This window comes from Calothrix sp. NIES-2100 (assembly GCF_963875285.1).
In the GTDB taxonomy this organism is placed as follows: Bacteria; Cyanobacteriota; Cyanobacteriia; order Cyanobacteriales; family Nostocaceae; genus Aulosira.
Genome location: NZ_CAWNLA010000001.1, coordinates 8031855 through 8044362, shown reverse-complemented (window position 1 = coordinate 8044362; position 12508 = coordinate 8031855). Strand labels below are relative to the sequence as shown.

The window sequence follows — 12508 nt, the reverse complement described above, 5'->3', positions numbered from 1 at the left end:
GATTTTTGCTTGCAGATAAATCTCCTAATCGGTTATTTTCCATTATTTATTTAGGAGAAATATGTTGCATTTTGCTTCTTCAGCGCGATCATAGCAGATTAAAACTTATAAAAGCAATAATTAGAAATACTGGGTTTGCTTATAGGAGCGATGCCTACGGCAAGGCTTCGCCAACGCACTTAACATTTCGCATAATCAGAATTCAATTTAAAACATAATTAAAATACATACATTAACTCACCTTTGCCAGTATGATTTTCTATCGCTTTCAATGAAAACACATTTGCTCTGTGTTAACCTGTTTACTGAAACTTTTATTTTTGCTGGTCGATGAACGTTTCTATCCGTTTACTACAGTCCCATGAATTAGCTGATGCTGACTACATTTTTCGGTTGGCTTTTGGCACTTTTGTCGGATTACCAGAACCGACTCAATTTGCTGGAGATGCAGCTTATATCCAGCACCGTTGGCAAACCGATCCAAAGGCTGCATTTGCGGCTGAGGTGGATGGAAAATTAATCGGTTCTAACATAGTAATCAACTGGGGAAGTTTTGGTTATTTTGGCCCTTTAAGCGTTCATCCTGATTTTTGGCAGCAAAAAGTTGGTCAACAACTCATAGAAGCTGCGATCGCCTGCTTTACACAATGGGAAACTCGGTTAGCTGGACTTTATACTTTTGCTAACAGTCCCAAACATCACGCACTTTATCAAAAATTTGGTTTTAATTTACGTTTTTTAACTCCCATCATGGCAAAGTCAGTGCAGCCATCTGTGCTGCTACCCCAAGGCATGAGATACTCACTCTTAAGTGAAAATGAACGTGCTGAATCTCTCAAAGCTAGTTACCAGCTAACTGATTCTATCTACGAAGGGCTAGATTTAACAAGGGAAATTCAGACAGTGCAACAGCAAGCACTAGGCGATACAGTTTTATTTTGGGATGATATCGGTTTAGCCGGATTTGCCGTTTGTCATTACGGCGCAGGTACAGAAGCAGGTAGTAACACTTGCTTTGTCAAGTTTGGTGTAGTGCGATCGGGAACTGATGCAGGACAACGTTTTGAGCAGTTATTAGATCTATGTGAAAACTTGACTCTCACCCTAGGAATGTCAACGTTAGTTGCTGGGGTGAATACTAGCCGTGACGAAGCTTACCGCAGAATGATCGCCCGTGGTTTTCGTAGCGATCATATTGGCGTGGCCATGCATAGACCAAATGAACCAGGATATAATCGCCCAGATGTTTTTGCACTGGATGATTGGCGATAATTTGATTTTAGATTTGGGATTTGAGATTTTGGATTGAAAGTCTTTGCCAAAAGCTATTCCAGAAATTTTAACGGAGCGCGGAAATCCCCACCCTCAACTCGCGAGTTCGGTGGGGATAGGGGGTGGGGGATGAGGATTACATCTGGAATTGATTTTTTACCTAACCACTCACTTCATCCTTTCTAAGATTCCCTTCCTGGTGTCCAGGTATCACGCCACTTCACAGTACCTTCTTTGGCAATTACCCAACGACGGGGTACTGTATTTTCGCGTAGAGGCGATCGCCCTTCGCGCCACATGGCATATTTATAACTAATTAACTTACCTGTACTTTCATCAAAGGGAATTTCTGCAAACCAGGTGTTTGTGTTAATATACTCCAAAGGGTATGCTTTGCTAATATCCCAGTTACCCAACTCTGGACAGTCGCCAGTCACCACGATGGTTTCACCTGGTTGAGTTTGTACACCGTTTAATTGCACGCGCACAATTGTCGTTGCTCTGATTCTCTCCCCAACATGGCTGAAAACAATCACCCCACGTTCTGCAAGTACTAAATTTTGAATTTTGCCGTCTTTGACTTCATACTTGTTACGAGTGACGACACAGGTATGTTCGCCATCTGGTAGTTCTGTATCTACTTCTTCTAGAGTGACTTCTCCCCCCCGATTCAAGGCGACAAAGCACAGAGAATCACGATAACGGCGCACGTAGCAATAAACATCTTCAGTTAAGTATTTTTGCCAGTGGCTACCCATTGATATGGCTGGGTTTAGTCGCCGTAAACCAGATAATAATCTGATGTAACGATAAATCTCTGTATCACTATCCCAATTTTCCATCATGGGGCGATTGTAGGGATCGTTACCGCCATCGGTATCGTTGTGCAGATATTGTTCTGTACCATAATAGATGCAGGGAATACCGCGACAAGTCATAATTAAGGCGATCGCTACTTTTAACATCGCTGGATCTGGGTTCAGCGATTGGAAGCGACACATATCATGATTATCGATAAAGGTAATTAACTCTGTCGCGCCACTGTAGCGATGGTCTTGGTCAAAGATATATTGAATTGTATGGAATCCATTTTCTGAACCTTGTCCTAATGCAGCTCGAATCGCCACACACAAACCAAAGTCTAGAAGTGTCATCCCGGAGTTATTCGCAAATTCCACAGAGCGATCGTCACTGGGACTACTATAAATCCATTCGCCAAAAATGAATACATCTGGCTTATGATTGCACATATCACCAGTGAATTCTTGCCAAAACCAAATCGGCATATGCTTGACAGTATCCACCCGCAAAGCATCTACACCTCTATCTAGCCATTGTTTAATCGCTGACTTAATATACTCACGGTAGTCGCTATTATTTTCATTAAAGGTTGCTAGACCAGCTAATTCGCAATTCTGGACTTGCCAATCATCTTCCCAATTTTGCACCTCACCGTAGTGATGATACCAATTATTCACATCATTATTAAAGTCGGCAATTTTTACCCCATCATCATATAATTCGCCTTTGCTACCACTTGTATCTGGGGTGCTATGGTTGCAAACAATATCTAGGATTAATTTCATATTCCGCTTATGCATTTCTGCAACTAAGCGGTCAAAAGTTGTATCTTTTGTTTCCTGAGTTGCGTTTAAAGAAGGGTTTTCATCTTGGGCAATAAAGCGGGGATTGATGCGTTTAAAATCTTTTGTCCAATAGCCATGTATGGCAGCATTACCAACAAATAATTCTTCAACTTGCTCAAATAAAGGAGTTAGCCAAATGGCTGTGACTCCCATATTCTTCAAATAGTCTAGTTTATCAATTACACCTTGTAAATCCCCACCCCAGTACTTACCCCAATCTTTTCCGGTGGGGTCGTACAGTTCTGAGTTAATCCCTTCGCTATTATCTGGATCGCCATCATGAAAGCGATCGACTACGAGAAAGTAAATAGTTTCTTGACGAAATTCAATATCTCTAGTGTAGAGAAATTCTAAATTAATCTCCGTCTCTGATGGTGGCGATTGGATAATATTTTCTACTTCTTGAGCGGGCGCATCTACTTTGTATTGTTCGGGAGAAAATTGAGATGGAGGAGTCTGTACCATAAAAATATTCAAAGTTATAGGTAATACAAGTTTGCAGTTTTTAATGTGTTTTTTCACTGCGAACTCAGGTATTATCTAATGATTTTTTTTCTTTGGGCATCTATCTCCAGTTAGTCTCAGCTTCAGCCTTTAGATATATAGCTCCCAATTATATAAGGTACACCCTAGCCTCTAACCTAAGCGCTGTAACTTTCGTACCAAGTTGTAGATTTTTTCTCGCTTCCCTTGTACTACGGTGTACACACAAGTCTTATAACCTAGCCCCATAACGTTTCGCTCCCCCTAAATCCCCCTTAATAAGGGGAACTTTGATTCTAATTCTTCCCTTAAAAAAGGGGGGTTAGGGAGGATCGAGCAACATTTTGCACTTAACACAAAGATGTGTGTACACCCTAGCTTCCCTTGTAGGGAAGGGTTTGGGGTTAGCTTACCTAGAACTCACGTTAAAATAAGTCTAATTTATGAGACTTCCAACAGTTTTTTCAGAGAATGCTTGTTGACATACACCATCATTTCTTCCATACTTTCTGAGAAAACTTCAAACACTTTCTCTACTAACTCAAAAGATTTAGTTTTTTGCTCTTCTGTCAGTTGCAAGTTTTCCACAAACTGCTGTAAGTTATCTGTTCCTACGGCGTGGCCAGTTTCCACACAAAAGTGATGCTGACCAAAATAGCGATAATTTTGCTTGGTATCTTGTTGGAGTTCTTGTGCTACTTGTGCAGTTAAAGCTAAAGCTACATGACCTGTTGCTTCTATGGCTTCAATTGCTGCTAGCACAACTACAGGTTCTGCTTGGAAAGTATGTAGTGCAATTTGATGACATATTTGGCGTGTTTTGTATGTTTCCTCACCCCAAAAAAATTTCATCGCATCACTGAACTTCATTGAATTGTTCAAATTCAGTTTCTCGATATCTTCTAGAAACCATCCCCAGTGATTATCATCTTCATAAGTATGTTTATTAATTATTGCCTGAATAGGATTGTTGGTTGGCTCTTTTCGGAAATCATATTTATTCAATTGTCCAAAACCCATTGCAAAAGGAGCTAGACAAGGTGCCCAAGCTAGTCTTTCTCTTGGATCTATATTTTTATCTTGTAGAAATTTAAATAACGGCAATTGGGCGAATTCTCGCTTCCTCTTTTCAATTAATTCTAAAACTTCTTTCATGTTTAAACCTCAATGATTCAAAAATATTGATTTCCAAAAGTTACTTGTAAAGTAAATACAAAAGTACTCTATAGAAAATACGTAAGTAATAATTATTGCTAGCAAAGTTAACTATACTAGTAAACTTTTCTACAACAGATAAGGCGTAACGTATTCTCAAAACTTAAAATATTTACTTTACACATCAAAACCAACTTTCACACTGCACTTCAAACAGTGTAAAACTCATTTTTTCGCCACTTATGTCACTATATGTGCCTTTGATTTAGTTTAAGTTTCATTAAGTTTAAATGCTAAAACTTAACTTAATTAAGTATTTTTTAATATTTTTCACCAAAAAAGTATCCGTAAATTTATGTATTTATTATGAATAACGTTAATACTTTTAATACATTGTTTTATAATTTACTGCTTTTTATAAAAAATAAGTAAATTTATTTAAGTAATTTACTAAAAATAATTTTGGAATTAAATACATAAAGTTGGCAAACACTGGGAAAAACAAGATAAATTCTCAATAGATTATTAAGTAATTTAGCAAACTAAAAATTTAAGTATAATTTCTTAGATGTCATCTAATTATGACATATTAAACTGATGCAGCATTTCATTTGGATGTAGAAAATAGATTCAAAAGTTCAAACTCTGCCCAATTACATAGACATTTTTCTATCTAGTCACAGATGCAGTGGGAAACAATCCGCTGCAAGTAATAAATAATACACGGTTAAACAATATTATCAAAGCGTAATAAATATCATTCCAATTGAAGATGACAAATTAAGTAAGCTTATTGTAATACTTTGACAATATTATTTTGAAAATAAACATTTTCTATACTGTTTGAAAGGAAGCAACTGGTACATAAAGCATATTGAATCAACTTAAAGTATCGAAACCTAAAATAGTAAACGATTTCCTTTCTTGCGGCGTTTGATTTCCGCCTGAATTGCATCAACTACAGTTTCAATTACCTTGACTCTGGCATAATATTTATCATTGGCAGCAACAATTGTCCAAGGAGCAGTTGGGGTAGTGGTACGTTGAATCATCTGATTTACTGCGACTTCGTAATAAGGCCACTTTTCCCGATTCCGCCAGTCTTCATCGGTAAGCTTGTATTGTTTAAAAGGGTCATTTTGGCGTTCGGTAAAGCGCTTGATTTGTTCTTCTGAGCTAATATGCAGCCAAAACTTGACTAAAACGTAACCTGCACTGGTTAATTGGGCTTCAAACTCATTAATTTCTTGGTAAGCTCTGCGCCACTCTATTTCCGCTGCAAATCCTTCGATGCGCTCGACTAACACCCGCCCATACCAAGAACGGTCAAAAATGCCAATTGTCCCAGTGGTGGGTAATCGCCGCCAGAATCGCCAGAGATAATGATGGGCTTTTTCTTCATCTGAGGGAGCAGCAAAGGGATAAACAAAGTAACTCCGGGGGTCGAGAATATCTGTAAGTCGCTTAATCGCCCCACCTTTACCAGCTGCATCCCAACCTTCAAACATCACCAACACAGGAATTTGATGCTTGTGGATGCTTAACTGTAGCTGACGCAGTTGTATTTGTTCGTTAGCTAATTGCTCATCGTAATCTACTTCTGAAAGACTTTGGCTTAAATCAACCTGGGCGAGTAAGTCTGGTTCTGTGGGTTCTAAATGAGACTGTGCTGGTAGGATAGGAGTAGGAAGTTGGATTTGCTGCCGATCTAAAGCAGCAGTTAAAGTTGCAGCCAAATGACTTAACACCTTCACCCGCGCCCAGCGCTGCGAGTCACCCTCTACTAAAGTCCAGGGGGAACTACCAGTACTAGTTTGCACTAGCATATCTTCAGCCAAAGTTGTATAGCGATCATAATGTTTTTCTTGTTGCCAGTCTTCTTTACGCACCCGCCAAGCCGTTAGGGGATCTTTACCATATTCTTTCAACCGACTTTTCAATTCTTTCCGGCTGAGATGTAACCAAAATTTAGCGATCGCAACTCCATCATCTACCATCTGTCGCTCAAAAGAGTTAATTTGCCCCATTAATAGCGGAATTTGAGCGCTTGACACTCGGTCAAATAAACGGTCTTCTAAAACATGGGTATACCAACTATGATAAAAAATACTGATTGCACCTTGGGCGGGTAGTTTTCCCCAAAATCTCCAAAGAAAGGGATATTGGCGTTCCTCTGGTGTCGCCGCCCAGATAGGATGTACCTTAAATCCTCTGGGGTCAATATAGGATACCATTTGCTTGACCAAGCCACCCTTACCAGAAGCCGCCCAACCTTCCAAGACGACAATCACAGGTAATTTTTTTTCCCAACAGGCGGTTTGCAGCGTTCGGAGTTGATGCATTAACCTGTCAATCTCAGATTTATAGGTTGTTTTGTCTAAAGTTAAGCTTAAATCTAATGTATCTAGCATAAAAGGTGTCAAATATTAGCATTGCTGAACTATTAACCTCGCCCAAGTTGAAAACTGGAGTTTTTCAAAAGGGAACTCTGAACAGGCAAAGAGTATAAGATTTGGGAATAAAACCCGATTCAGAAAAAAACTAGGGGTTTCAAAGTAGACGTGGTTTAGATAATATGCCTAAAACTCTGGATATGCGCACAAACAGCTAATGAAATATAAATTTATTCACAGATATTTAGGAATTGGGCTGGTAGCTCGTGACAGTATAAATAGCGGTTGTATTTCTCCCAAAGACGGAAAAAATTAGTTTTTACACACAGCTAAAAACTGCTGAAGCAATCCTATTTGCTTTTTCAACAAAACTCCGGATACTTTTATGCGTTCTTCGCTTTTCCCTGTTTAGAGTTCAGAGTTCCCTATTCCCTACCCAAGTAAGTTAAGGAATCCAATCGGATTGCTAGAAAAAATCCAAATATTTTTGCTAAAAATGGTAAGCACATGACTGAAACACCAACTAATGTGAGGTTTCCTCAAGGTCGCACAGCTTTTTTACTCATCCACGGGATTGGTCAACAAAATCCTTATGAAACTGTAGACTATTTTGCACAGAATTTGCTCAAATATTTTCAACAAGAGAAATTACCAACTGACCTAGAACACCAGATTGCTAGGCGTAAATATGACAATGGTAGTGGGTGGACAGAAAGCTTTGTCAGATTAAGCCCCAAGGACGCTGAAACAAAGGGATTACAGGGACAAATTGATGTTCATGAATATTATTGGGCACCTGATACAGAAAATAAAATTTCTGTGCCCGAAATATTGCAATGGGCAGAGCAGACACTTGAGGGTACAATCGAGTTTTACAACCGCCCGGAGAATAGAAAGTTATTAGATCATCTGCTGAAAAATCAAAATCGCAAAGGCTGGTTTAAATTTCGCTTGCGATCGCTCACCATCTTCCTGCGTATATTTAACTTTATATACCCTTTATTGCGACTGGCAATTTTGTTAGTTTTATTGTTGGCAGGCCCTTTTCTCAAAGGACGTTATCTCCAATCAGCCTGGAAACTCAGTAAAACGCTAATCACTCCAATGTTAATTAATTTTGTGGGTGATGTAGCTATCTACACCAAAACCGACCCAAAATCACCTTACCAAAAAATTCGCCAACAGGTGATTTCCGAATGCTTAACATTACTCCAACAAATTTTACAAGACCAGCAAGCCAATTACGACCAAGTAATTATCGTTGGACATTCACTAGGTAGCTGTATTGCCTACGATACATTAAACCAGCTCTGTATTGAGTCTACCCTTTCTCCCGATTTGCCTAAAAGTATCGGTATCGATCGGCTCAAAGGATTGGTTACCTTTGGTTCACCACTAGATAAAATCGCCTTTTTCTTCAGCAATGTCGCGCAGGAGGGGCAATATATTCGACGGCGGATAATTGAACACCTCAAGTCCTTCCGTGTGAAAACAGAATTGGTGGAAGAAAGTCCCTACTTAAGCAAAAACCCAGTAGTTTGCAAACTTGAGCATATTTCTTGGGTGAATTATTACCATTTACAAGATCCGATTAGCGGTAACCTAGATTACTACGAAAATCTCACCAATGAGGAAATGACATATAAAACTTCTTGGGGAACTTCGGGACATTTAGGTTACTGGACTGATATGAAGTTTTATGAAAGCATTGCTAAACGCTTTCTTTATTAGGGCTTAGGGTGTCAATAGTCAGTAGTCCACAGTCCACAGTCAAGTGACTAGGGACATCCAATTTTTTAAATACCACCAAAATTTGTAGTGCGTAAAGCCTTCTCTTCGAGAGGCTGCGCCTACTGCATAGCTTCTCCTATCGGAGAGGCTGCGCCCTAAGCGTTCGCGTTGGCGTTAGCGAAGCGGTAGCGACGTAGGAGCGTCAGCCTCTCGCAGAGAAGCGTCTCGTAGAGAAGCTATGCCGTAGGCTTTACGCTTAGCGCGAGAGCGTGTCCAAAGGACAAACGTCTCCCTCGATGAATGAACTTGCGTAAGTCCTATAGCCAATAAATTTGTAGTCCGAGCGAGACGCTCGATGAATAAACATCAACGAGCCGAAAAACTCACACTACGGAATATGGGTAATTTATTTTTTGTAAGTCCCCTAATAAACCTTAACTGTTGACCAATGACTATTGACTCTTGACCAATTCCCGAATCTGTTGTGGCACAGATTCGCTACATTGCTAAACTGAGACTTGCACGATTCTCAATCACTCAATTTAGGGCATAGCCCAGCAAGCTATTTTTTAGGAGGTAGCAAGAATGACCAAGTACGATCAGATTTTTCACTCCAAGCAAACCACCGCAGAATCATTGAGTCCAGAAGAAGCAGTAGCCGCGATCGCAGTTATCAGCGCGATCGCGGATTCTTCTATAGAAGAAGTGGATGCAGAAGCCTTAGCCACCGTGCTTTGGGATTTTGAGGTGTTTGATGAATACTCAGAAGAAGAAATCACAGATATAGTTTATCGGCTGCTAGAAATTTCCCAAACAGATGGACTCGGTGCTTTATTTAATAGCGCTAGTGCAGCCCTTTCTGATGAGGTAGTTCTAGATGCTTATGCGGCTGGTGCGATCGTTCTTTTAGATGAAGAATTGCTAATTCCCGATGACAAAAGATCTTATCTCCAAGATTTACAAAAAGCCTTAGATTTGGAAGATGAAGAAGCAGAAGAAATTATTCAAGAGATAATAGCTGCTATTGAAGAAGCAGAAAATGGAGAATTCACAGACGATGAAGTAGAAGTAACCTCAGTAGAAGACTATGGTGACCAGGTATATGAATCACCTTTAGGAAATTTTACAGTCCCAATTCCTGTGACCTCAGAGCAAGGGGGTAAAATTCAAAGCCAGGAAGGAGTAGTTGGCTTTGCTGATGACTTTGGCACTTTAGTGAGAATCGATTATTATCCGATTCCACCAGAACATGAAGAAGAAATAGAATCTCTAGGACAGGAAGAATATCTGCAATCAATTTTAGTAGATAGGTATGTACCTCAGGCAATTTTTGCCAATGTACCCAATGCTGAAGTCAAGTATGGCGAATATTTGGAAAATACCCTAGCCGGGTCTTACTATGTGTTGGTTGATATGCCACAGGGGTCAACAATTTCCAAGCAAGAAAATAATGGCAATGCTAAAAGATTAGATGCGTACCGAGGTTTACTAACCTTTATTCATACTGACTTTTTATATATAGTTAGTAATCAGCGCAGCTTTTTTAACGGCGAAACGCCTGCGGCAGTGGAAGAAGAAGCTAAAATCCTCAAAGAAAAGATTTTAGATTTTGTTAAAAGTATACAGTTTAATTAAGCAAATGGCGGCAATCCTTCTGTGATTTCAGACAATGCATTTTATTAAATAGGCATAAAACCCCAACCCATTCTTAGGTAGGGATATAATACCGATTCAATCAATGATTGCGCGCTCTTGATTGTCGTCATGGCGGGGGTTTCCCCGCCCGTACAAATGCAATAAAAGAACACCAAGAAATAAATTATCCGACTCTTAGGAGCACGGCACCGATAAAATATCGCTATTACCAAAAGTTTGTGGATGTTGCCGACAATGGGGATATTTTTTATTTGGAAGTCCCTAAGCATTACTGTTTAACCTGAATTCGGGATAAACAAAGGGACAGGTAATAAGTTGAAAATCCTACTAGCGGTTGGTGGTGGGTAATTCGCATTCTTTCTGGAGATATATAGACAGAGCAAGTAATTCTACCTAAAAATTACAATGGACATTATTTATTTGGCAGAATGACCAATAAAGGTTGATATTCCCCAAAATTAATCTTTGGGAGAATGTGCTGGCAACGACTTCTCTGTAGCTGTCAACCACCCATCGCTGATTAGGAGTACCTAATACAGCGAGGGCTTGAAAAAGCCCTAAGTTGACCAGACTAAGTTCTTAACTGAACTACGTTAGAGGCAAGAGTTTAAGACCTACCAAGGGATGCGAAGCTAGTTCCTTGCTCTAGAACTAAACGATTAAACAGGCTTAAAGGGTTAAACCAGTGTCGTTTGGATAGTTACCGACCTCTAACATTGTCGAAGCTAACTTTACCCAGAAATGGAGGGACTTATGTCCAAAGTATTTGTTTTAGACGCAGAAAACCGTCTACTAAATCCAATCCACTCAGCACAAGCAAGACAATTATTAAGGAACAAAAAAGCAGCCATTTATCGCCGTTTTCCATTCACAATTATTCTCAAAGAATCACACTTATCGCCAGTACAACCACTGCGATTAAAGCTTGACCCTGGCGCAAAAGCAACAGGGATTGCATTAGTCAACGATGCTACAGGGGAAGTTGTATTTGCAGCAGAATTAAAGCATAGAGGTTTTACTATTAGAGATGCTTTAACTTCTAGGAGACAATTAAGACGCGGTAGACGGACTAGAAAAACGCGCTATCGCAAACCAAGATTTTTAAATAGAACCCGTCTTGAAGGATGGTTAGCACCAAGTTTGCAAAGTCGTGTTGACAATATCAAAACCTGGATTAATAGATTATCTAAATTAGCACTGATTGGAGCGATTAGCCAAGAATTGGTGCGCTTTGATATGCAGTTAATGCGTAATCCGGAAATCGAAGGTAAAGAATATCAGCAAGGCACACTCGCTGGATATGAGACTAGAGAATATTTACTTGAAAAGTGGAATAGACAATGCACTTATTGTGGTGTTAAAGATGTCCCTTTACAAATAGAGCATATTCATCCCAAAGCTAAAGGCGGTTCTAATTCCATCACAAATCTAACCTTAAGCTGCGAAAAATGTAACCTAAAGAAAGGCACTAACGATATTAGAGATTTTCTCAAAAAAGACCCTAACAAATTGCAAAAAATTCTATTGCAAGCTAAGAAGCCATTAGCTGATGCAGCAGCAGTTAACACTACTAGATATGCATTGCTGGAAGTTTTAAAAGCGACTGGTTTGACTGTCGAATGTGGTTCAGGAGGTTTAACTAAATTCAATCGTAACAATCAAAACTTGCCTAAAAATCATTGGCTGGATGCAGCTTGTGTTGGTAAATCAACGCCCTTTCTTGTTATTAAAGGTGTTAAACCATTGTTGATTACAGCTAACGGTCATGGTACTAGGCAATCATGTCGCACAGATAAATACGGTTTCCCAAATCGTCATTGTTCAAGAACTAAATTTCACTTTGGTTTTCAGACAGGAGACATTGTTAAAGCTGTTGTTAAAACTGGTAAGACAGTTGGTGAATATATTGGGAGAATTGCAACTCGTGCGACTGGTAGCTTCAACATCTCTACCCGGAACGGATTAGTTCAAGGAATTAGTCACAAATATTGTTCAGCAATTCACAAAAAAGATGGTTACTCGTATGCTTTGGGAAAGATTTAGAAATTACTCAACTGTTTCCCTTACGGTTTCTGCTATGCAGAAAAATGCTCAGAAAACGTTTCGTAATTTCTCTCCCATTCCTCCCACCACTAATCGGAGTACCGATATAGTGGGGGTCTCCTGGGAGGT

The 12508-nt window shown here is 39.6% G+C and carries 7 protein-coding genes; 4 read left to right on the top strand and 3 right to left on the bottom strand.

The features are described from left to right. The first annotated feature begins 330 nt into the window (after positions 1-330). Entirely contained in the window at positions 331-1272 is a 942-nt protein-coding gene (locus tag AACU32_RS32770) for a GNAT family N-acetyltransferase (protein ID WP_096606075.1), read from the top strand. Between the two features lie 182 nt (positions 1273-1454). On the opposite strand, the gene AACU32_RS32765 is transcribed toward AACU32_RS32770, so the two are convergent. The 3 genes from AACU32_RS32765 to pap form a co-directional block, all read right to left on the bottom strand. After that, complete coding sequence (locus AACU32_RS32765; protein ID WP_096606073.1) at positions 1455-3383, bottom strand: alpha-amylase family glycosyl hydrolase; 1929 nt, start codon at positions 3381-3383, stop codon at positions 1455-1457. A 459-nt stretch (positions 3384-3842) separates the two neighbouring features. After that, the gene (locus tag AACU32_RS32760) at positions 3843-4556 is read right to left on the bottom strand and encodes a hypothetical protein (RefSeq protein ID WP_096606072.1); all 714 of its coding nucleotides are present in this window, start codon (positions 4554-4556) and stop codon (positions 3843-3845) included. Between the two features lie 899 nt (positions 4557-5455). Then, the gene (pap, locus tag AACU32_RS32755) at positions 5456-6967 is read right to left on the bottom strand and encodes a polyphosphate:AMP phosphotransferase (RefSeq protein WP_096606070.1); all 1512 of its coding nucleotides are present in this window, start codon (positions 6965-6967) and stop codon (positions 5456-5458) included. A 489-nt stretch (positions 6968-7456) separates the two neighbouring features. Here pap and AACU32_RS32750 point away from each other — a divergent pair, with 489 nt between their 5' ends. The 3 genes from AACU32_RS32750 (at position 7457) to iscB (ending at position 12379) form a co-directional block, all read left to right on the top strand. Further along, on the top strand, positions 7457-8680 hold the full coding sequence (locus tag AACU32_RS32750; protein WP_096606068.1) for a hypothetical protein: 1224 nt from the start codon (positions 7457-7459) through the stop codon (positions 8678-8680). 585 nt (positions 8681-9265) lie between these two features. After that, on the top strand, positions 9266-10315 hold the full coding sequence (locus AACU32_RS32745) for a hypothetical protein (RefSeq protein ID WP_096606066.1): 1050 nt from the start codon (positions 9266-9268) through the stop codon (positions 10313-10315). 774 nt (positions 10316-11089) lie between these two features. Continuing rightward, complete coding sequence (iscB, locus tag AACU32_RS32740) at positions 11090-12379, top strand: RNA-guided endonuclease IscB (protein ID WP_096606064.1); 1290 nt, start codon at positions 11090-11092, stop codon at positions 12377-12379. Positions 12380-12508 lie beyond the last annotated feature (129 nt).

Bases quoted from the DNA above. Each gene is read 5' to 3' on its own strand.
- AACU32_RS32770 (WP_096606075.1), top strand. From the start codon at position 331: ATGAACGTTTCTATCCGTTTACTACAGTCCCATGAATTAGCTGATGCT.
- AACU32_RS32765 (WP_096606073.1), bottom strand. From the start codon at position 3,383: ATGGTACAGACTCCTCCATCTCAATTTTCTCCCGAACAATACAAAGTA.
- AACU32_RS32760 (WP_096606072.1), bottom strand. From the start codon at position 4,556: ATGAAAGAAGTTTTAGAATTAATTGAAAAGAGGAAGCGAGAATTCGCC.
- pap (WP_096606070.1), bottom strand. From the start codon at position 6,967: ATGCTAGATACATTAGATTTAAGCTTAACTTTAGACAAAACAACCTAT.
- AACU32_RS32750 (WP_096606068.1), top strand. From the start codon at position 7,457: ATGACTGAAACACCAACTAATGTGAGGTTTCCTCAAGGTCGCACAGCT.
- AACU32_RS32745 (WP_096606066.1), top strand. From the start codon at position 9,266: ATGACCAAGTACGATCAGATTTTTCACTCCAAGCAAACCACCGCAGAA.
- iscB (WP_096606064.1), top strand. From the start codon at position 11,090: ATGTCCAAAGTATTTGTTTTAGACGCAGAAAACCGTCTACTAAATCCA.